The organism is Spiroplasma endosymbiont of Zeiraphera isertana, from assembly GCF_964030805.1.
GTDB lineage: Bacteria > Bacillota_I > Bacilli_A > Mycoplasmatales > VBWQ01 > Spiroplasma_E.
Map to the genome: position 1 here is coordinate 1,512,428 of NZ_OZ034965.1, position 20,610 is coordinate 1,533,037.

Consider the following 20,610-nt stretch of genomic DNA (forward strand, 5'->3'; position numbering starts at 1 on the left):
AAAGCAATGGGTTAAAAACTTATATTAAACTTAATAATTATATTGTACATATTATTTTTTGTTTTACAAAATTTATTTATTTTTCATAAAATAGACTTGGTGCAAAACCAAGGTAATTCAAAATTATATATTCCTGCTATTAAATTAAATCTTAATGCAAATCTTCGTATTTTATTGCGATATTTTAAACTTAAAATTTTAAAACGTTTTAGTTTAGCAAATACGTGTTCAATTTTAATTCTAATTTTACTTAAAGTTTTATTGTATTCTTTTTGAATTGGTGTTAATTGATTGTATTGACTTTTGTTAAATGGCAAAAATGTATTTTTATGAATATTTTGTATACCTTGATAACCTTAATAAACAAAAACTTGTTTTTCTGGATGAATAAAAGTTTTAGATTTTAGAAGCAATTTAAAATCATGAATTCTTCCAAAACAAAAAGCAGTTGAAATAATTTTTCCATTGGAAATATCAATAATTATTTGGGATTTGAGAGAATGATGTTTCTTTTTACCTGAAAAAAGTAATTTTAGTTTTTTTTAATTCTTTCAATTGGAGTTTCAGTAGCATCAATAGCTAACAAATTATTATTAGTACCTTTATTTTTTGTTAAATCTTTTTTTCCAGGTAAATTAAAAATTCCGCTTTTTATTAAAATATTTTCAATTCAAAAAATATTACGAATGCAACTAGTATGAATAATATTATATCTTTTTGCAATAACTCTATAACTACTATAGTCTTTTCAATATTCTAAAGTCATTAATAAACGCTCTTCAATTACAATTTTATTTTTTCTACCACTATAATATTTTTGTTTAGACTCAGCAATTTTTAAAATTTCAAGCATTTTATAAAATGTTTGTGGCTTTATGCCGACTAAACTATAAAATTCTTGATCATCTTTATATTTTTTCAACATAATAACTATCACCTTTAATATTAATAATAATCGTTAAATTGTTAAAATTAAAGGTTTTGCACCAAGTCTAATTAGTTTTTTTACTCTTATTAAAGTCAAAATACTATAATTTTAATAATCTATTTTATAATTAATTTATAGTAAAAAATGCTTTTAATTAATAATTATCGCTAATACTAAAGTTTTTTTATTACAATTAATAATAATTTCCAAAAAGAAGAAGTTTCAAATATTATGTGTTAGAATAAGAATACAAGATTCACACTATCACATCTTGTCCCATAAGTGTTTAACTAAGTTTTTGATTATAAAATTAATATTTAAAAAATTAGAAAAAATATAAAAGTTTATAAAAAACTTGCATAACAAATTATACTTATTTAAAAATTATTAGACTCCCTTGTATAAAGAATTTGAGATAACATATGAGCATTACTTCAATTTTAAAGTATATGTTGATGTTATATAAATATAATAATAGTAACCTACTTTAAAATCATTAAATAATTTTAAAAATAACATTTTAGAATTTAAAGTTAATAATATTTTTTAACTTATTTAAAAAATTATTAAAATTGGTAATTTTTACTAAAATTTAAAAAAGTCATTTATAATGATAGAATATTAAAGAAGATAGTTGACCTTAAAACACTTTTTAATTAAATTATTAAAACTACAAAAAAGAAAGTTAGGTGCCAAATAATGTTAATTAACAAAACAGCTGATGAGTGTATCATTGAAACTGGAGGTGCTTTATTCCAATGTTTCGTTGATACAAATTTAACTGTTGATCAAAAAAAAATGTGTATAAATTGAATTGTTTTATTTTTAAACTATCAAGATGCAGTTATTCTTTGTGATGAAGAAAAAATTAATAGTTTACAAAAAGAACTTTCAGAAACATTCACAACAGATTATTATAAAAATGCTTTAAAAGAATTTAATAATGCAAATCTTATATATAAAAAAACTATACTTACCAATTTTAAAAACGTATGTTTGGAAAATACTTCACAAGATATTATTAATATTATCACTCAATTCCATCAGTCATTTATTAAAACAATAGATGAACATAAAAAATCACTTACCTTTTTGAATTTAAATAAAATATATGAAAATCTTTTATTATTATTTTTTATAATTCACTACCATTTAGGCTATCAATTTAAACAAGAATTAATTCCAATCATTAGAAGTTTCACTAATATGATTAAAATTCCTATTTATATTGAACAAAATGATAGTCATGTTAAAATGTTATTAATGAAAAAAAATTTGCAAGATAATGAACAATTATTTGAAGATCTCGAATTAATTCAATTGAGAAATTTTATTCATAGTTTAGATGATATATTTGCGAATGGTCTTAATATTAGTAGTGCTATTGAAAAATTAATATTAACTAGACCACATAAAATAAAACATTCAATGAATATGTTATTTAAAAAACACGGTATTAAACTACAAGAAATACTTTGAAAAAATAATAAAGAAAGTAATCCTACCATTGGTAATATGATTATGCACTTATTTGCTTATGAAACATATTATGTGCAAAGAAATCACAACTATGAAACATATGAACAACTAGTATTAAATAATGTTTTAACAGATCCTCTTTTTCAAAAAATATTTATTGAATATAAAACCAAAAATCAAATTAATAAGGTTATTTAAAAATAATGATTACTTTAATTTTTTACTTAGAAAATTAAAGTAATTTTTTTACACTTTTTTTATTTATAGATCATATATAAATATTTTTAAATATCATTATAAAATTAACTTGTCACTACTATTGGTTTTTTATCCAAAGTGACATAATTAACATTTTTTATCTCGAAAGGAACAATAATAAAATGTCAACAAATAAATATGATTTTGATATTGAAAAAGATAAAAATTGAGAACAAGCAGTAAAATGTAAAGAAAATATTTTTATTAAATGCCGAACAGAAAAAAATACTATTATATGCAAATTATTAGAAGATAAAGATAAAACAGAAATGCAACAAAATGAAGTAAAAACATTTCAAACACTATTTAAAAAAAAGAACGTCAGAAAATAATAATTTATGTAATGAAAATTTAGAAAATATACAATTTGAACAAATAACTACATGAGACTTGGTGCAAAACCTTTAATTTTAACAATTTAACGATTATTATTAATATTAAAGGTGATAGTTATTATGTTGAAAAAATATAAAGATGATCAAGAATTTTATAGTTTAGTCGGCATAAAGCCACAAACATTTTATAAAATGCTTGAAATTTTAAAAATTGCTGAGTCTAAACAAAAATATTATGGTGGTAGAAAAAATAAAATTGTAATTGAAGAGCGTTTATTAATGACTTTAGAATATTGAAAAGACTATAGTAGTTATAGAGTTATTGCAAAAAGATATAATATTAGTCATAATAGTTGCATTCGTAATATTTTTTGAATTGAAAATATTTTAATAAAAAGCGGAATTTTTAATTTACCTGGAAAAAAAGATTTAACAAAAAATAAAGGTACTAATAATAATTTGTTAGCTATTGATGCTACTGAAACTCCAATTGAAAGAATTAAAAAAAACTAAAATTACTTTTTTCAGGTAAAAAGAAACATCATTCTCTCAAATCCCAAATAATTATTGATATTTCCAATGGAAAAATTATTTCAACTGCTTTTTGTTTTGGAAGCATTCATGATTTTAAATTGCTTCTAAAATCTAAAACTTTTATTCATCCAGAAAAACAAGTGTTTGTTGATTCAGGTTATCAAGGTATACAAAATATTCATAAAAATACATTTTTGCCATTTAAAAAAAGTAAATACAATCAATTAACACCAATTCAAAAAGAATGCAATAAAACTTTAAGTAAAATTAGAATTAAAATTGAACACGTATTTGCTAAACTAAAACGTTTTAAAATTTTAAGTTTAAAATATCGCAATAAAATACGAAGATTTGCATTAAGATTTAATTTAATAGCAGGAATATATAATTTTGAATTACCTTAGTTTTGCACCAAGTCTATGAAATAAATATTTACAAAAAGAAATTAACAGTAATACCACTAATTATTTTTTTGATAAAAAAAGAAGAAGCAATACTTTTTAATCAATATTATATTAATTTTACAATAAAAATGTACCTAAAAATTTTTAGGTACATTTTTATTATTTTCTATTTTTTATTAACTTTGTATCATTCTAATTCTAAATCTTGTGCAACATCCATAACTACTTCTGACATTGTTGGATGTGGATGACAAGAAGAGGCTAATTCAAAAATAGTACCTTCCGTTTGCATAATATTAACAATTTCAGCAATTATATCAGTAGCCGTTGAACATAAAATATGAGCACCTAGGATTTCTCCATATTTTTTATCAATAATTATTTTAACAAAACCATCAGTCTCACCATCAGCCAATGCCTTACCATTAATAGTAAATGGTATTTTCTTCATCAAATATTCTTTACCTAAAGATTTACATTCAGTTTCAGTTAAACCAACACTTGCCACTTCAGGGAATGAATAAATACAACTAGGCATTTTATTATAATCTACTTCTTGCTCTTTCAATGGCTGATTATCAGCATCCGTTCTACCTTCTTTAACTAAAATATTATTAAGTGCTGCTAATCCTTGTTTTGACGCAACGTGAGCAAGCATTCTTTGACCATTAGCATCTCCAATTACATATATATTATCAATAACATTATTGTTAGCATCTAAAACTTCCAATTTATTATTTACGGCAAATGCTTGATTAGGCTTAATTTGAATTCCCAAATTAGTAAAACCTTCAGTAATTGGCGTTCTTCCAGTACTTAATAAACAATAGTCGCTAGTTACTGTTAATGGTTTTTTATGTTCTTTATCGGTTGCAGCATAATAAGTTAAAGTTTTATCCTTTAATTCATTAACACTATGACCAGTAATAATATTAACACCATTTTTTTCAAGAATTTTAGTTAAAGTTGTACTAATATCTTCATCTAGTAATGCTAAAATACGATCTAAATATTCAATAATAGTAACTTTAGTACCAAGTGTACTAAATAAACAAGCAAACTCAATTCCAATAACACCACCACCAATAATAGTTAGTATTTTTGGAACTTCTTTTAAAGAAAGAATTTCAGTCGAAGTTAATAATGTTTGGTTTGTTTTTAAATCTTTTTCACTTAAACCTTGTGGACCATTAGGATTATCAAACATTTTTACTTTTGAACCGGTAGCAATTATCATATATTTAGTAGTATATTTCTTTTCTTTACCGTCTTTAGCTTTCACTAAAATCGTATTTTTATCAATAGCACTTCCAGTTCCTAATAATTGTTCAACTTTATTAGATTTCATTAAAAAGCCAACACCACCAGTTAAACCTTTAACAACACCAGCTTTACGATCTTGCATTACTTTTCAATTAATTTCAATATTTTTTTTATCTTTAATAGCAACACCATATTTATCAGCATTTTCAATATAATGAAAAACTTTTGCGCCCTTTAGTAACGTCTTAGTAGGAATACATCCAACATTTAAACAGACTCCACCTCAGTTATCTTTTTCAACAATTGCAGTTTTTAAACCCATCTTTGCTGCTCGAGCCGCTGTTACATAACCACCAGGACCCGCTCCGATAATTATTAAATCAAAATCATAGTTAGACATCTTTTACATTTTCTCCTTAAGCTAAAATTAATGTTGGATTTTCTAATAACTCTTTAAGTCGAGAAAGGAAATAACCAGCAGGTGCACCATCAATAACACGATGATCAATTGAAAGTGATAATGGAAAGAACTTATGTTCAACAATTTTACCATCAGCAATAATTAGTTTTTTTTGCATCATTCCTAGACCCAGAATTGCTACTTCTGGATAATTAATAACTGGTGTTCCCATTTCAATTCCTGCTGAACCAAAATTAGTAATAGTAAATGATCCACCTTGCATTTCATCACCTTTTAATAGCCCCTTACGAGCTTTATCACCCAATGAATTAACTTGTCTTGCTATTTCAAATAATGAAAGTTGATCAGCATTTTTAATAACAGGAACTACTAAACCCTTTTCAGTATCAGCTGCCATACCAATGTTATAATATTTTTTAACAAGAATTTCATTATTAGCCATGTTCAAAGTTGAATTAAGTAATTTAAATCGTTCTTCTTTTAACGCTTTAGCAACAGCCTTTACAAAGAATGGCATAAATGTTAATTTAGCACTACCATCTGGATCTTTTTCCGCTGGTTCTTTTAAAGTTGCACGTAATTGTACTAAGTTTTCAGCATCAACATTAATCATTAAACTAACATGTGGTGCTGTATAAACTGATAATGACATTTGATTAGCAACAGCCTTACGAATTCCTGATAATGGTAAATGTTCAACATTACCAAAACTTTCGATTTTAGTAACATTAATACCTTGTGAACTAATAGTTGTAGCAGAAACTGAAGATATTGAATTAATAGGTGTTGTTGATGCAGTAGCACTAGTTGTTGTACCACCATTCTTGGCATTTAATAAATCATCTTTTAAAATTCTACCACGAGGACCAGTTCCTTTAATTGTTCCCATATCAACACCTAAGTCACGAGCCATTCTACGTGCTAATGGTGTTGCTAATACTTTACCCGTTTGTTGAATAGGTTGCACATTTTGTTTTGGTAATTCAACTGGTGATACTGTAGATGTACTAGCAACTGATTCAGATTTTGGTGAAGAATTTGTTGATGAAGGACTTTTATTATCACTAATTGTCCCACCAAACTCAACAATAACAGCACCTGACTTAATACTATCTCCTTCTTTAACAAGAATCTTAGAAACTTTACCATCTGCTTCGGCTTTAATACTATCTGAAGCTTTATCTGCTTCGATATCAACAACATTATCACCTTTTTTTACATTATCTCCAACTTTAACATGAATTTGAGTTACAGTAACTTCATCGATTCCATCCATATCTTTAAACTTCAATTCCATCTTTTCACTTTCCTTTCTTTAAACAACTAACTAAACTGGATAATTCATCATTAGTTTAACTTTTTCCATAATTTTATCTGGACTAACTATAAATCATTTTTCACCTTTAGACAGTGGAACAGTAATATCATAACCCGTTAATCTTGTTGGAGGACATTCTAAATATTCAAAACACTTTTCATTAACAACGGTAATAATTTCTGAGGCAACTGAAAATGAACGAACCGCTTCTGAAACAACTAATAATCTTCCTGTTTTTTTAACAGAATTAACAACTGTTTCTTCATCTCATGGTTTTAATGTTTGTAAATCAATTAATTCAATTTTAAAATTTTCTTTTTCTTCTAAAATTTTAACAGCAGCTTCACAATCATAAACTTTTGAACCATAAGTTACAATCGTTAAATCAGGTTTTTCTTCAGCCTTATATTCTTTAAGAACTTTAGCTTTACCAAGAACAGCCACTTCATAAGCATCACTAACTTCTTCTCTAATATCATATGTATAATTATTGCTAGTATAACTATTGAAATAAGTTCCTAAACATTCTAAAACAATAACAGGATCTGGACTTTCAATTGCTGCCAATAATAATTTTTTAGTATCATTAGGTTTTGAAGTCATAACTACTTTTAAACCTGGAATATGACAAAATAAAGCTTCAATTGCTTCTGAATGATGCTCCAAAGCACCATTATTACCATTATTTCAATCATATGAAGGCATACGTACTACCATTGGACAAGTGAATCTACCACGAGAACGATTTCTCATTCGTGCAGCATGACATAACAATTGTTGAAAAGCAGGGAAAGCAAATCCTGAAAATTGCATTTCAATAATTGGATTTAAACCATTAATTGCCATTCCAACGGCACTACCAGCAATAACTGCTTCAGCAATTGGTGCATCAAAACAACGATTAACGCCAAATTTTGCTTGTAAACCTTTAGTTGCTCGAAAAACACCACCAACATTACCGGCATCTTCACCATAAACAACAACATTAGGATTTTTTTTCATTGCTAATTCTAAGGCTAAAGTAATAGCTTGCACATTATTTCTTTTCATAATTATTTTTTCTCTCCTTCATTGAAGAAAGCTTTTGCTTCTGCTTTTTGTTCTATTAATGGTGGTGTTAATTTTTCATATGTATAATCAAATATTTCATCAATTGAAACACTTTCATTTTTTAATGCTCAAGTAATTGCATCATTAACCTTTTTAGTAATTTGTTTATCTAATTCTGCTTGTTTGTTGTCATCTCAAAGTTTAATTGATTTTAAATATTCTCTAATACGATCGATTGGATCTTTTTTTAATCATTCTTGTTCAATTTTATAATCTTCAGCAGAAAAATAATCTTTTTTAATATCAAAAGCAGAATGCGCATTTTGACGATAAGTAACAGCTTCAATTAATGAAGGACCATTACCTTTTTTTGCTCTTTCAATTGCTTCTTGTGTAGCATAATAAACAGCAAAAAAATCATTACCATCAACACGAATATTAGGTACACCAAATGCTGTTCCTTTTTGTGCAAAAGTTGGACTCATTGTTGCTTTAGCAGTTGGTGTATCTAATGATCACTGATTATTTTCAACAAAGAAAACAACAGCTAATTTATGGATAGCAGCAAAATTAATTGCTTCAGAAAACTCACCTTCAGAAGTACCACCATCACCAATCGTAGTAATAACAATTCCTTTATCTTTTTTATATTTTTCAGCAAAAGCAATACCTGTTGCATGTGAATATTGAGTAGCAATTGGAATATTAACTGGTAAAATATTAACACCTTTCGGCATTTGACTTCCCATTTCATTTCCTAATCAATATTGAATTACTTTTTCAACCGGATATCCAGCAGTAATTCATGCTGCATTATTACGATAAGCTGGTACTAATCAATCAATACCTGGACGTAAGCAACTAGCATAAGCAACTTCAACACCTTCTTGACCTTTTGAAGATAAAAAGTTAATAACTTTTCCGATTACTTTTGGAATTCCATTTACTAATTTAACTTGTCCTTTTTCATCTTTTTCATAGTTTAATTCCATTTGCATTTGTTCTTGTATTCGTGAAAAACACATGTTTTCATATGCTTTTAATAAAACCTTACTATCAAATTTTTTTAAATAATCAACAAAATTAGGATTAATTACTCCTTTTTCATTTAATATTTGAAAAATTTCTTTTTGGGAATTATCAAATTTCTCAACTCACATTTAAATTTTCCTCCTAAATATTTTAGTTAATTGCAGTTACACTTTTAATTATACTAATTTTTAAAATAATGAATGAACATACCTTTTCATTATACTACTAATAATTGTTGGTTCGAGATAATTTGTACTAAAATATTAATTTATCTCCGGTTTTATTAATATACTATTTTTTTTATTTCCTATTATCATGTAAAAATGAAAAATATATTCTAACAATAAACAAAACAGAAAAAATAATTTAAATCATAATATCATTGTTTATTTATTTTTTACAACATAAAGTCCTAATAAAATTAGGACTTTATAATAAAATTTATAATCATAAAACATTATCAAGATAATAAATATACAATAAAAATATTTTTATTTAATAGACTTGGTGCAAAACCTTTAATTTTAACAATTTAACGATTATTATTAATATTAAAGGTGATAGTTATTATGTTGAAAAAATATAAAGATGATCAAGAATTTTATAGTTTAGTCGGCATAAAGCCACAAACATTTTATAAAATGCTTGAAATTTTAAAAATTGCTGAGTCTAAACAAAAATATTATAGTGGTAGAAAAAATAAAATTGTAATTGAAGAGCGTTTATTAATGACTTTAGAATATTGAAAAGACTATAGTAGTTATAGAGTGATTGCAAAAATATATAATATTAGTCATACTAGTTGCATTCGTAATATTTTTTGAATTGAAAATATTTTAATAAAAAGCGGAATTTTTAATTTACCTGGAAAAAAAGATTTAACAAAAAATAAAGGTACTAATAATAATTTGTTAGCTATTGATGCTACTGAAACTCCAATTGAAAGAATTAAAAAAAACTAAAATTACTTTTTTCAGGTAAAAAGAAACATCATTCTCTCAAATCCCAAATAATTATTGATATTTCCAATGGAAAAATTATTTCAACTGCTTTTTGTTTTGGAAGCATTCATGATTTTAAATTGCTTCTAAAATCTAAAACTTTTATTCATCCAGAAAAACAAGTTTTTGTTGATTCAGGTTATCAAGGTATACAAAATATTCATAAAAATACATTTTTGCCATTTAAAAAAAGTAAATACAATAAATTAACACCAATTCAAAAAGAATACAATAAAACTTTAAGTAAAATTAGAATTAAAATTGAACACGTATTTGCTAAACTAAAACGTTTTAAAATTTTAAGTTTAAAATATCGCAATAAAATACGAAGATTTGCATTAAGATTTAATTTAATAGCAGGAATATATAATTTTGAATTACCTTAGTTTTGCACCAAGTCTAATGAAGAAAAAATTAAAATTTTATATAGCACTCTTTATACTATATTAATTAAAGAAAAAATAATTTCACCCAAAAGACATAAGAATAAGAAAAATATTTTACATCCTACAAGAAATCGTAGAACAAATTTTGGTGAATTAATTCAAATGGATGCCAGTAATCATCATTGATTTAGTAACGATAAACCAAAAGCATTTTTACATGCTGCAATTGATGATGCTACAGGAAGCATTGTCGGACTATGATTTGATAATCAAGAAACATTAGATGGTTATTATAATGTTTTTTATCAAATTTTAACTAATTATGGAATACCAAAAATATTTTATACTGATAATAGAACAGTTTTTGGATATAAGAAAAAAATTGATTCAGGTAAAATAAACACAGAAAATGACACTTATACTCAATTCCAAAAATGCTGTAATGATTTGGGCGTTGAAATAATGAGAACTTCAATTCCACAAGCCAAAGGTAGAATTGAACGTTTATTTGGAACACTTCAAAGTCGATTAATTAGTGAATTACGACTTAATAAAATTAAAACATTAGATGAAGCTAATCAATTTCTTAAAATGTACATAAACGTTTTTAATAAACAGTTTGACTTTCCTATTGATGATAATAAATCTGCTATGGTTAAAGCTCCTACACAAGAAGAAATAAATATTTATCTTTCAAGATTTTCTAAAAGAAAAACAGATAGTGGTTCAACTATAACATATTATGGTAAAAAAATATTTTCCTTATAAAAATAACAAAATTCAATATATACAGCCTATAACTGATGTAATTGTACTTAAATCATTTATTAATGACTTATATCTTAGTTATAATAATCAAATGTATGAATTAAAAGCCTGAGTTGTAAATATAAATGGGACAGTTTTTTAAAATAATTGTATGGGTGAGTAAAGTTAATAGTTATAATTTAATTTTCTTTAAATAAAAGACAACTTTAAAGGGCGTATAAAGTTAATGGTTAGATTTAAAAAGAAGTTAAATGAGAGATAATACTCTCATTTTTTAATTGTTAAACAATTATAATTAATTATTTTATTAAACCTATACTTTATTAAAGTAATTAATTATTCCAAATTTAATAAAAATTATAAAAGCTATTGTATAGGAATTTGCAAATAGTAATTTTTGTGTTGCTCTTTTACAACTGGATATTTTTTGGTTCCCTTCCCCTAGAACCCCTACCCTCCAAGGCTTATGCTACTTACAGTAGCATAAGCCTTACGTATAGTAAGTAGTTAGTAGTATATAAGCCTTTTATCACTGTAGGTGATAAGGCTTATACATAGAAAGGATTTGTAATGATTAATGTTAATTTAGATATTAAAAATAAAATTAAAGAAACAACTAAAGGTATGTTATTAGAAATTGGTGAATATGAAACATGATTTCCAATTAAAGATACTATTATTGATGAAAAAAATAAAAAAATAGCATTAAAAATAATTGAAGATTTTTATTATAAATTAGGTAAAAAATCAATAACAAAAGATATTGAAAGTGTTAAAGGTAGTGATATTTTAAAATATATTAAAAATATTCCAAATATTACTAGAAATGAAAATGAATTAATATCTTGTGAATTTTATGAACGATATAATGGTTATTATATTTTTAAAAATCTTTAATTGTAAAATTAAAAAGTACACTTATATAAAAATTAAATTGTGTTAGTTCTATAATAGACTTGGTGCAAAACTAAGGTAATTCAAAATTATATATTCCTGCTATTAAATTAAATCTTAATGCAAATCTTCGTATTTTATTGCGATATTTTAAACTTAAAATTTTAAAACGTTTTAGTTTAGCAAATACGTGTTCAATTTTAATTCTAATTTTACTTAAAGTTTTATTGTATTCTTTTTGAATTGGTGTTAATTGATTGTATTTACTTTTTTTAAATGGCAAAAATGTATTTTTATGAATATTTTGTATACCTTGATAACCTGAATCAACAAAAACTTGTTTTTCTGGATGAATAAAAGTTTTAGATTTTAGAAGCAATTTAAAATCATGAATGCTTCCAAAACAAAAAGCGGTTGAAATAATTTTTCCATTGGAAATATCAATAATTATTTGGGATTTGAGAGAATGATGTTTCTTTTTACCTGAAAAAAGTAATTTTAGTTTTTTTTAATTCTTTCAATTGGAGTTTCAGTAGCATCAATAGCTAACAAATTATTATTAGTACCTTTATTTTTTGTTAAATCTTTTTTTCCAGGTAAATTAAAAATTCCGCTTTTTATTAAAATATTTTCAATTCAAAAAATATTACGAATGCAACTAGTATGACTAATATTATATCTTTTTGCAATAACTCTATAACTACTATAGTCTTTTCAATATTCTAAAGTCATTAATAAACGCTCTTCAATTACAATTTTATTTTTTCTACCACCATAATATTTTTGTTTAGACTCAGCAATTTTTAAAATTTCAAGCATTTTATAAAACGTTTGTGGCTTTATGCCGACTAAACTATAAAATTATTGATCATCTTTATATTTTTTCAACATAATAACTATCACCTTTAATATTAATAATAATCGTTAAATTGTTAAAATTAAAGGTTTTGCACCAAGTCTATTATAAAAATTTAAGTAATATCAGTAAAATACAATCCAGTTTAAAAGAATTTATTACTCATTATCATGGCATTGGATTTACCAATATTCAAAATTACCTCAATTTATGAAAATTTAAATACCAACATTATAAAATATCACCTTATGCAAAATCTGAAGCATTATATTTCAGTTTGTAAAAAAAATAAATCCCAAAATTAAATAAAATCAAATTTTAGGCCAGGTTGATGATTTTTTTTATTTCATCAAAAGTATTTTTAATACTTTTAATTGCTTCAGAAACTCTTCCTTCGGATTTATTTATTAATATTGAACTTGTCAAAATTATAAAAAAATTTCAGGCAATTTTTGTTGGTTTTTTATTAACTCCACTTTCTGATTTTAGAAATTTTTTAAATAAATTTATATCAACATCTCTAATAAATATTTCTTTAAAATATTTTCTTAGTTTTATTTTTAATTCTTTTTTCGTTCTTATGATTTGACTAAAATCATTTGAAGAAAGTATTCTTTTAACTTTGTTTTTTTGTTTATAATTCTTTAATTGTAAAATTAAAAAGGACACTTATATAAAAATTAAATTGTGTTAGTTCTATAATTAAGAAAAGAAAGGAATTAGCGCAATGTATAAGTATCTGAGTATTGAATCAATAATAGCAATAAAAGAATATAAAAATTATGGATTTTCGATTCGTAAAATAGCAAAAATTGTTGATTATAGTAAATCAACTGTACATAGAGTTTGTAGATTATTAAATAAAAACTTATTGCCATTAGAAATATTGAATCAATTTCAAAAAAATAAACAAAATGCAGGCAGAAAATTAATAATTTTAACTTTAACAGAAATTAATAGTATTAATCATTTGTTAATTACTAAAAAGTATGCTCTTGATATAATTGCTAACTTTTTAAAGGAAAATAAAATAAAAAGTATTTCAACAAAAACTTTATATAACATGTTTAAAACAAATCGAATGGGTTTTGATGAAAATAACTTATTGAGAAAAGGCAAAAATAAATCTCACAAACAAAAAGAAACTGGGGGCAAAATTAATAATTGTAAGTCTATTCATGAAAGAAATTTAATCATTCCTAATATTAAAAATATACAAGAATTTGGTCATTTAGAAGGTGATACTATCATTGGCAAAGATCATAAAAGTTCTATTATTACTTTGGCTGATATATGATCAAAAACCACAATTCCTTTAGTAACTAAAAATCATAAATCAGAAAATATTACGAAAAGTATAATAAAATTTATTTCAAAGTTACAAAAAGGAAAAGTTAAAACCATTACTTTTGATCGTGGTAAAGAATTTAGTAAATGAAGATTAATCGAAAAAATTTGTAATGTCAAAATTTATTTTGCAGATCCTGGTAAACCTTGCCAAAGGGGTTTAAATGAAAATAATAATGGTATTTTAAGAAGATATTTACCAAAATCTACAGATCTATCTTTTAATTTTCAAAAAAACTCTTGATGAAATAAAAAAAATCATCAACCTGGCCTAAAATTTTATTTTATTTAATTTTGGGATTTATTTTTTTTACAAACTGAAATATAATGCTTCAGATTTTGCATAAGGTGATATTTTATAATGTTGGTATTTAAATTTTCATAAATTGAGGTAATTTTGAATATTGGTAAATCCAATGCCATGATAATGAGTAATAAATTCTTTTAAACTTGATTGTATTTTACTGATATTACTTAAATTTTTATAATTTAATTCTTTATTTTCTTTTGATTTAAATTTCTTGAGAGTACATTTTGTTTGTTTAGCTACTGTATCATATAGTATTTGCATATCACAAACTATAATTGATTTTTCTTCGATAAGCTTAGATGTTAAATTTTCTTGTACTCATTTTTTTGTTAATCTTTTAGTATTTGTTGTTTGAGCATAAATATTTTTATTTTCATCAATTGCCATTTCAATACAACAGTTTAAATCTTTAGCATTTTCTTCAATTCATTTTTTTCTTGGATCATCTGTATTTTTGAAATTTCCTTTATGAATTTCTTTGATAAAAGTTTCATCAATTTCAATTCTACCTTTTAATTTTGTGAATGGTTTTTGTTTTTTTGCTAATTGTGATGATTTCATAAATTTTTGACGATTAAATCATGCTGATGTTTTTGAAATTTTAGCAAATTGAGAAATAGTATAAGCAGATTGACCTAACAATGACAATCAAATTATTCAATCTCATTGTTCATGAGATAAATGACTTCAATAGACTTGGTGCAAAACCTTTAATTTTAACAATTTAACGATTATTATTAATATTAAAGGTGATAGTTATTATGTTGAAAAAATATAAAGATGATCAAGAATTTTATAGTTTAGTCGGCATAAAGCCACAAACATTTTATAAAATGCTTGAAATTTTAAAAATTGCTGAGTCTAAACAAAAATATTATGGTGGTAGAAAAAATAAAATTGTAATTGAAGAGCGTTTATTAATGACTTTAGAATATTGAAAAGACTATAGTAGTTATAGAGTTATTGCAAAAAGATATAATATTAGTCATACTAGTTGCATTCGTAATATTTTTTGAATTGAAAATATTTTAATAAAAAGCGGAATTTTTAATTTACCTGGAAAAAAAGATTTAACAAAAAATAAAGGTACTAATAATAATTTGTTAGCTATTGATGCTACTGAAACTCCAATTGAAAGAATTAAAAAAAACTAAAATTACTTTTTTCAGGTAAAAAGAAACATCATTCTCTCAAATCCCAAATAATTATTGATATTTCCAATGGAAAAATTATTTCAACTGCTTTTTGTTTTGGAAGCATTCATGATTTTAAATTGCTTCTAAAATCTAAAACTTTTATTCATCCAGAAAAACAAGTTTTTGTTGATTCAGGTTATCAAGGTATACAAAATATTCATAAAAATACATTTTTGCCATTTAAAAAAAGTAAATACAATCAATTAACACCAATTCAAAAAGAATACAATAAAACTTTAAGTAAAATTAGAATTAAAATTGAACACGTATTTGCTAAACTAAAACGTTTTAAAATTTTAAGTTTAAAATATCGCAATAAAATACGAAGATTTGCATTAAGATTTAATTTAATAGCAGGAATATATAATTTTGAATTACCTTAGTTTTGCACCAAGTCTAATTCATTTTTTTCTTGGATCATCTGGATTTTTGAAATTTCCTTTATGAATTTCTTTGATAAAAGTTTCATCAATTTCAATTCTACCTTTTAATTTTGTGAATGGTTTTTGTTTTTTTGCTAATTGTGATGATTTCATAAATTTTTGACGATTAAATCATGCTGATGTTTTTGAAATTTTAGCAAATTGAGAAATAGTATAAGCAGATTGACCTAACAATGACAATCAAATTATTCAATCTCATTGTTCATGAGATAAATGACTTCAATAGACTTGGTGCAAAACCTTTAATTTTAACAATTTAACGATTATTATTAATATTAAAGGTGATAGTTATTATGTTGAAAAAATATAAAGATAATCAAGAATTTTATAGTTTAGTCGGCATAAAGCCACAAACATTTTATAAAATGCTTGAAATTTTAAAAATTGCTGAGTCTAAACAAAAATATTATGGTGGTAGAAAAAATAAAATTGTAATTGAAGAGCGTTTATTAATGACTTTAGAATATTGAAAAGACTATAGTAGTTATAGAGTTATTGCAAAAAGATATAATATTAGTCATACTAGTTGCATTCGTAATATTTTTTGAATTGAAAATATTTTAATAAAAAGCGGAATTTTTAATTTACCTGGAAAAAAAGATTTAACAAAAAATAAAGGTACTAATAATAATTTGTTAGCTATTGATGCTACTGAAAATCCAATTGAAAGAATTAAAAAAAACTAAAATTACTTTTTTCAGGTAAAAAGAAACATCATTCTCTCAAATCCCAAATAATTATTGATATTTCCAATGGAAAAATTATTTCAACTGCTTTTTGTTTTGGAAGCATTCATGATTTTAAATTGCTTCTAAAATCTAAAACTTTTATTCATCCAGAAAAACAAGTTTTTGTTGATTCAGGTTATCAAGGTATACAAAATATTCATAAAAATACATTTTTGCCATTTAAAAAAAGTAAATACAATCAATTAACACCAATTCAAAAAGAATACAATAAAACTTTAAGTAAAATTAGAATTAAAATTGAACACGTATTTGCTAAACTAAAACGTTTTAAAATTTTAAGTTTAAAATATCGCAATAAAATACGAAGATTTGCATTAAGATTTAATTTAATAGCAGGAATATATAATTTTGAATTACCTTAGTTTTGCACCAAGTCTATTGTTATTTTTAAATAAATCTAGTTATATATTCTTATTTTTTATTTAATGAAATTACAATATATTATTTATGGAGTTTTTCTTTTACATATTGATAGAAAAAATGAAATTTAGTTGATTCAATTATTCTTTGTAAGTAAAACAATAATTTCTTTATATATAAAAAATATATATTATGAACTTTTAGTTTTAATTTAAATAGTTCTATTAAAAAGAGATATTGGAATAAAATCAAGAAATATAAGCGAATTGAATTAATATAGAAACATATAAATAGAAAATTTAACATAAATATTAAAATTTCAAAATAAAACCTATATTTCTTTAAAAAGAAAATGAAAATATTGTGTTAATTTTAAAATATGTTTAAAAAATCTTTGGAAACTTTTCTCAATCTTTATGCAATAAAATTTTAATTATACATAATAGAGAAAACGTGTTATTAATATAAGTTTAAAAAGGAAAGAAGCAAAGACAAATGTGTCCAATAAATAATAATAGTGCCAGTATAAGAAATCAAAATATGGAATCTTTAGTGGTAGGAATAGAAAATAATAATGAAATAGTTATTACTAAAACTAAAAAAATTATTGCAGAACTTGCAAATATTAATTTAAGAATTCGTTATTATACCAATTACATTAATCAATATTGAAATAGTGATGAACAAAAATATAAAAATAAGGTAAGAATATATTTTAATGATTTAGGAGAAATTTATGAAAATTTACCAAAATTTATTAAAAAAGAAAGTGAAATAAGTTCAAATAATTGTTGTTGAAAAACTATTGAATATTTATCTTCTCCAATTGTATTGTTAACAGGTATTTCAATTAGAGTAGCACAAAGATATTTTTCAATAGCTGTAGTATCAGAAAAGTCTTTTAATTTTCACAAAAAATCTTGATATTACTTTTAATTTAAAATTAAAAGTAATATTTTTATATCAGGGGTGATTTTTTGTGACTAATAATGAATTAATTGATGTTTTAAAAAACAAAAAAGATGAAGAATTTATAAAAATTATTAGACATTTTAAAAATAGAATTAAACAAATTGAGAAAAAAGAAAAATTAGATGCAATTGATAAAAAATTTAAAGAAAAAGGAATTCAATGTCCAAATTGTAAATCTTATTGATGTGTAAAAAATGGTTTTAAGAATAATAAGCAAAAATATTTATGCAAAGATTGTAAAAGTAGCTTTGATGCTTTAAGAAATCATTTTTTACATTGAAGTCATTTATCTCATGAACAATGAGATTGAATAATTTGTGGAATGGCAACCTTTTTTAGGACTATTTTTTGGTAGACATTTGTTTTTGATAATTAATTGGAGTTAAGTAGTTTAGAGTGCTATGAATTCTTATGTTGTTATATCAAATGATATAATCAAATAATTGTAGTTTTAATTGGATAAATGATGTAAAAATTTGTTATTAATAAATTCGGTTTTGAAAGTTTTAAAATTCGCCTTAGCAACAGCATTGTCATAAGGACAGCCTTTTTTGCTTAAAGAGCGGGTAATGTTGAATGCTAGTAAAAGTTTATTAATAGTTTTATTATTAAACTCATTACCGCGATCAGTATGAAATATTGGAATATCTTTTAAACAGCGATTTGATTGCATAAATGCTTTATGTACCAATGATGCATCTTTTTAGTACCTACACTATATCTCCAATAATTTCACGGTTAAATAGGAAAGGGTCGCCCCTAAGTTGCAAAAAAACAATGTTTTAACTTAGTAAGGAGACTCTTTTTATGACAAGATATAGTAAGGAACTAAAATTAAAACTTAGATAAAAAAATATTTTTTGTTAAAATATAATTGATTTAATTTGATTTATGAAAGAGGTAATGATTATGAAACAATATTTAGATTTATGTCAATATGTTTTAGAAAAAGGATATAAAAAAACTGATAGAACAGGCACTGGTACTGTTTCTACTTTTGGTTATCAAATGCGTTTTGATTTACAAAAAGGTTTTCCCATATTAACTACAAAAAAAGTTCATTTTGCTTCTATTGTTCATGAGTTATTATGATTTATTGCTGGTGATACTAATATTGAATATTTAGTTAAAAATAATGTTAGAATTTGAAATGAGTGACCTTATAAGAAATTTATGGAAAGTAAAAAATATCAAAACGAAACTTTAGAAGAATTTGTTGAAAAAATTAAAACTGATCATCAATTTGCTCTTGAATTTGGTGATTTAGGACCTGTTTATGGTAGACAATGACGTAATTTTAATGGTGTTGATCAATTGCAGGAGTTAATAGAAAATTTAAAAAACAATCCTTTTTCACGAAGACACATTTTATCAGCATGAAATCCTGCAGAAATTAAAAATATGGCACTACCACCATGTCATACTTTAATTCAATTTTACGTTTCTGATGATAAAAAATTATCTTGTCAATTATATCAACGTAGTGCAGATATTTTTTTAGGAGTTCCTTTTAATATTGCTTCTTATGCATTATTAACAATAATGTTAGCACAAATATGTGGCTATCAGCTAGGAGAATTTATTCATACTTTAGGTGATGCTCATATTTATAGTAATCATTTTTCACAAATTAATGAACAATTAAGTAGAAAACCAAAATCATTGCCAATTTTAGTTATTAATAAAAATATTACTAATTTATTTAATTTTAAATTTGAAGATTTTAAATTAGAACAATATGATCCATATCCGTTGATTAGAGGTCAGGTTGCAGTATAATGGTAATTTTAGTTTGAGCAATGACCAAAGAAAAGGTAATTGGTTTTAATAATAAATTGCCCTGAAAAATTAAAGAAGAAATGCAATATTTTCAGAGCATTACTTTAAATAAAAATGTATTAATGGGTTCAAAAACTTTTGAAAGTATTGGCAAACCACTAAAAAATCGTTACAATATAGTTGTTACTAATCATCAAGAACGTTATCAACAATTTCTAAATGATAATAATATTACTTTCACAAATGATATTATTTCATATTTAAAACAATATCAAGGTAATAAAAAAAGAGATATTTGTATTATTGGTGGTGCTGAAATTTATAAGCAGGCATGAGATTATGCTGATTATTTATATGTTTCAGTCATTAAAAATTTATATAATGGTGATCTTTTATTTCCTGTTAGTAATTTTTCTGATTTTAAATTAATCAAAACAAAAGAATTTGCAGAATTTGTAGCGAATGTTTATCAAAGAAAGGAAAAAAAATAATGAACATTTGAAAAGCAATTTTAACTTGACCTTATT

At 23.8% G+C, this 20,610-nt stretch carries 30 protein-coding genes and 1 pseudogene; 18 read left to right on the top strand and 13 right to left on the bottom strand.

The annotated features are described in order from the left end of the window. Window positions 1-11: 11 nt before the first annotated feature. A complete protein-coding gene (locus tag AAHM78_RS10660) occupies window positions 12-317 on the bottom strand; it encodes a transposase family protein (RefSeq protein ID WP_342253146.1) in 306 nt (101 codons plus the stop codon). Between the two features lie 215 nt (window positions 318-532). After that, entirely contained in the window at window positions 533-925 is a 393-nt protein-coding gene (locus tag AAHM78_RS10665; RefSeq protein WP_342253147.1) for a transposase family protein, read from the bottom strand. A 702-nt stretch (window positions 926-1,627) separates the two neighbouring features. Between AAHM78_RS10665 and AAHM78_RS10670 the strand changes: the two genes are divergently transcribed. From AAHM78_RS10670 to AAHM78_RS10685, 4 genes are all read left to right on the top strand, one after another. Further along, window positions 1,628-2,605, top strand: coding sequence for a hypothetical protein (locus AAHM78_RS10670; RefSeq protein WP_342253148.1), 978 nt, complete (start codon window positions 1,628-1,630; stop codon window positions 2,603-2,605). 182 nt (window positions 2,606-2,787) lie between these two features. Beyond that, window positions 2,788-2,997: a hypothetical protein gene (locus AAHM78_RS10675; RefSeq protein WP_342253149.1), complete on the top strand. Its 210-nt coding sequence runs from the start codon at window positions 2,788-2,790 to the stop codon at window positions 2,995-2,997. A gap of 123 nt (window positions 2,998-3,120) precedes the next feature. Next, on the top strand, window positions 3,121-3,513 hold the full coding sequence (locus AAHM78_RS10680) for a transposase family protein (protein ID WP_342253150.1): 393 nt from the start codon (window positions 3,121-3,123) through the stop codon (window positions 3,511-3,513). A 59-nt stretch (window positions 3,514-3,572) separates the two neighbouring features. Continuing rightward, on the top strand, window positions 3,573-3,938 hold the full coding sequence (locus AAHM78_RS10685; RefSeq protein ID WP_342255143.1) for a transposase family protein: 366 nt from the start codon (window positions 3,573-3,575) through the stop codon (window positions 3,936-3,938). 166 nt (window positions 3,939-4,104) lie between these two features. On the opposite strand, the gene lpdA is transcribed toward AAHM78_RS10685, so the two are convergent. Genes lpdA through AAHM78_RS10705 form a run of 4 tightly spaced genes read right to left on the bottom strand, consistent with a single transcriptional unit; the run spans window position 4,105 to window position 9,150 of the window. Continuing rightward, entirely contained in the window at window positions 4,105-5,601 is a 1,497-nt protein-coding gene (gene lpdA / locus AAHM78_RS10690; protein WP_342253151.1) for a dihydrolipoyl dehydrogenase, read from the bottom strand. Between the two features lie 16 nt (window positions 5,602-5,617). After that, window positions 5,618-6,919, bottom strand: coding sequence for a dihydrolipoamide acetyltransferase family protein (locus AAHM78_RS10695; RefSeq protein ID WP_252320586.1), 1,302 nt, complete (start codon window positions 6,917-6,919; stop codon window positions 5,618-5,620). A gap of 30 nt (window positions 6,920-6,949) precedes the next feature. Beyond that, the gene (locus AAHM78_RS10700) at window positions 6,950-7,990 is read right to left on the bottom strand and encodes an alpha-ketoacid dehydrogenase subunit beta (RefSeq protein ID WP_342253152.1); all 1,041 of its coding nucleotides are present in this window, start codon (window positions 7,988-7,990) and stop codon (window positions 6,950-6,952) included. Between the two features lie 2 nt (window positions 7,991-7,992). After that, window positions 7,993-9,150 (bottom strand): thiamine pyrophosphate-dependent enzyme, encoded by a 1,158-nt coding sequence (locus tag AAHM78_RS10705; RefSeq protein ID WP_342253153.1) that lies wholly within the window; start codon window positions 9,148-9,150, stop codon window positions 7,993-7,995. 441 nt (window positions 9,151-9,591) lie between these two features. On the opposite strand from AAHM78_RS10705, the gene AAHM78_RS10710 reads away from it, so the two are divergent. The 4 genes and pseudogenes from AAHM78_RS10710 (at window position 9,592) to AAHM78_RS10725 (ending at window position 12,074) form a co-directional block, all read left to right on the top strand. Continuing rightward, window positions 9,592-9,984, top strand: coding sequence for a transposase family protein (locus AAHM78_RS10710; protein WP_342253154.1), 393 nt, complete (start codon window positions 9,592-9,594; stop codon window positions 9,982-9,984). 59 nt (window positions 9,985-10,043) lie between these two features. Then, window positions 10,044-10,409: a transposase family protein gene (locus tag AAHM78_RS10715; RefSeq protein ID WP_342255144.1), complete on the top strand. Its 366-nt coding sequence runs from the start codon at window positions 10,044-10,046 to the stop codon at window positions 10,407-10,409. A 15-nt stretch (window positions 10,410-10,424) separates the two neighbouring features. Then, window positions 10,425-11,283, top strand: a pseudogene (locus tag AAHM78_RS10720) (ISNCY family transposase); the annotation flags it as partial. A gap of 464 nt (window positions 11,284-11,747) precedes the next feature. Beyond that, complete coding sequence (locus AAHM78_RS10725) at window positions 11,748-12,074, top strand: hypothetical protein (RefSeq protein ID WP_342253155.1); 327 nt, start codon at window positions 11,748-11,750, stop codon at window positions 12,072-12,074. Window positions 12,075-12,144: 70 nt separating this feature from the next. Here AAHM78_RS10725 and AAHM78_RS10730 read toward each other — a convergent pair whose 3' ends face one another. Both AAHM78_RS10730 and AAHM78_RS10735 read right to left on the bottom strand, forming a co-directional pair. Then, complete coding sequence (locus AAHM78_RS10730) at window positions 12,145-12,519, bottom strand: transposase family protein (RefSeq protein WP_342254611.1); 375 nt, start codon at window positions 12,517-12,519, stop codon at window positions 12,145-12,147. Between the two features lie 50 nt (window positions 12,520-12,569). Further along, the gene (locus AAHM78_RS10735) at window positions 12,570-12,890 is read right to left on the bottom strand and encodes a transposase family protein (RefSeq protein ID WP_342253107.1); all 321 of its coding nucleotides are present in this window, start codon (window positions 12,888-12,890) and stop codon (window positions 12,570-12,572) included. A gap of 128 nt (window positions 12,891-13,018) precedes the next feature. Here AAHM78_RS10735 and AAHM78_RS10740 point away from each other — a divergent pair, with 128 nt between their 5' ends. After that, complete coding sequence (locus AAHM78_RS10740) at window positions 13,019-13,210, top strand: hypothetical protein (protein ID WP_342253137.1); 192 nt, start codon at window positions 13,019-13,021, stop codon at window positions 13,208-13,210. Window positions 13,211-13,245: 35 nt separating this feature from the next. On the opposite strand, the gene AAHM78_RS10745 is transcribed toward AAHM78_RS10740, so the two are convergent. Beyond that, complete coding sequence (locus AAHM78_RS10745; protein WP_342253156.1) at window positions 13,246-13,596, bottom strand: hypothetical protein; 351 nt, start codon at window positions 13,594-13,596, stop codon at window positions 13,246-13,248. 58 nt (window positions 13,597-13,654) lie between these two features. Here AAHM78_RS10745 and AAHM78_RS10750 point away from each other — a divergent pair, with 58 nt between their 5' ends. Next, window positions 13,655-14,566, top strand: a complete 912-nt coding sequence (locus AAHM78_RS10750; RefSeq protein WP_342253157.1) for an IS30 family transposase — start codon at window positions 13,655-13,657, stop codon at window positions 14,564-14,566. A gap of 18 nt (window positions 14,567-14,584) precedes the next feature. Here the strand turns inward: AAHM78_RS10750 and AAHM78_RS10755 are convergent, their stop codons facing one another. After that, window positions 14,585-15,289, bottom strand: a complete 705-nt coding sequence (locus AAHM78_RS10755) for an IS1595 family transposase (RefSeq protein ID WP_342253158.1) — start codon at window positions 15,287-15,289, stop codon at window positions 14,585-14,587. A 56-nt stretch (window positions 15,290-15,345) separates the two neighbouring features. Between AAHM78_RS10755 and AAHM78_RS10760 the strand changes: the two genes are divergently transcribed. Continuing rightward, a complete protein-coding gene (locus AAHM78_RS10760) occupies window positions 15,346-15,738 on the top strand; it encodes a transposase family protein (RefSeq protein WP_342252835.1) in 393 nt (130 codons plus the stop codon). Between the two features lie 59 nt (window positions 15,739-15,797). Next, complete coding sequence (locus AAHM78_RS10765) at window positions 15,798-16,163, top strand: transposase family protein (protein ID WP_342254958.1); 366 nt, start codon at window positions 15,798-15,800, stop codon at window positions 16,161-16,163. Here AAHM78_RS10765 and AAHM78_RS10770 read toward each other — a convergent pair. Further along, a complete protein-coding gene (locus AAHM78_RS10770) occupies window positions 16,155-16,460 on the bottom strand; it encodes a hypothetical protein (protein WP_342253159.1) in 306 nt (101 codons plus the stop codon). The genes AAHM78_RS10765 and AAHM78_RS10770 overlap by 9 nt on opposite strands. A gap of 56 nt (window positions 16,461-16,516) precedes the next feature. Between AAHM78_RS10770 and AAHM78_RS10775 the strand changes: the two genes are divergently transcribed. The 4 genes from AAHM78_RS10775 (at window position 16,517) to AAHM78_RS10790 (ending at window position 18,659) form a co-directional block, all read left to right on the top strand. Next, window positions 16,517-16,909, top strand: a complete 393-nt coding sequence (locus AAHM78_RS10775) for a transposase family protein (protein ID WP_342253160.1) — start codon at window positions 16,517-16,519, stop codon at window positions 16,907-16,909. A gap of 59 nt (window positions 16,910-16,968) precedes the next feature. Beyond that, window positions 16,969-17,334 carry a transposase family protein gene (locus tag AAHM78_RS10780; protein ID WP_342254958.1) on the top strand — a complete coding sequence of 122 codons (366 nt, stop codon included), beginning with the start codon at window positions 16,969-16,971 and terminating at the stop codon, window positions 17,332-17,334. 493 nt (window positions 17,335-17,827) lie between these two features. Further along, window positions 17,828-18,268 (top strand): hypothetical protein, encoded by a 441-nt coding sequence (locus tag AAHM78_RS10785; RefSeq protein WP_342253161.1) that lies wholly within the window; start codon window positions 17,828-17,830, stop codon window positions 18,266-18,268. A gap of 43 nt (window positions 18,269-18,311) precedes the next feature. After that, complete coding sequence (locus AAHM78_RS10790) at window positions 18,312-18,659, top strand: IS1/IS1595 family N-terminal zinc-binding domain-containing protein (RefSeq protein ID WP_342253162.1); 348 nt, start codon at window positions 18,312-18,314, stop codon at window positions 18,657-18,659. Here the strand turns inward: AAHM78_RS10790 and AAHM78_RS17090 are convergent. Continuing rightward, entirely contained in the window at window positions 18,646-18,780 is a 135-nt protein-coding gene (locus AAHM78_RS17090) for an IS3 family transposase (protein ID WP_422397947.1), read from the bottom strand. The genes AAHM78_RS10790 and AAHM78_RS17090 overlap by 14 nt on opposite strands. Continuing rightward, window positions 18,756-18,977 (bottom strand): hypothetical protein, encoded by a 222-nt coding sequence (locus AAHM78_RS10795; RefSeq protein ID WP_342253163.1) that lies wholly within the window; start codon window positions 18,975-18,977, stop codon window positions 18,756-18,758. Before AAHM78_RS10795 ends, AAHM78_RS17090 begins: the two co-directional genes overlap by 25 nt. A 236-nt stretch (window positions 18,978-19,213) precedes the next feature. On the opposite strand from AAHM78_RS10795, the gene thyA reads away from it, so the two are divergent. Together thyA and AAHM78_RS10805 are read left to right on the top strand one after the other, a co-directional pair. Further along, window positions 19,214-20,083: a thymidylate synthase gene (thyA, locus tag AAHM78_RS10800; RefSeq protein WP_342253164.1), complete on the top strand. Its 870-nt coding sequence runs from the start codon at window positions 19,214-19,216 to the stop codon at window positions 20,081-20,083. Beyond that, window positions 20,083-20,574, top strand: a complete 492-nt coding sequence (locus AAHM78_RS10805; protein WP_342253165.1) for a dihydrofolate reductase — start codon at window positions 20,083-20,085, stop codon at window positions 20,572-20,574. The genes thyA and AAHM78_RS10805 overlap by 1 nt, the downstream gene beginning before the upstream one ends. Window positions 20,575-20,610 lie beyond the last annotated feature (36 nt).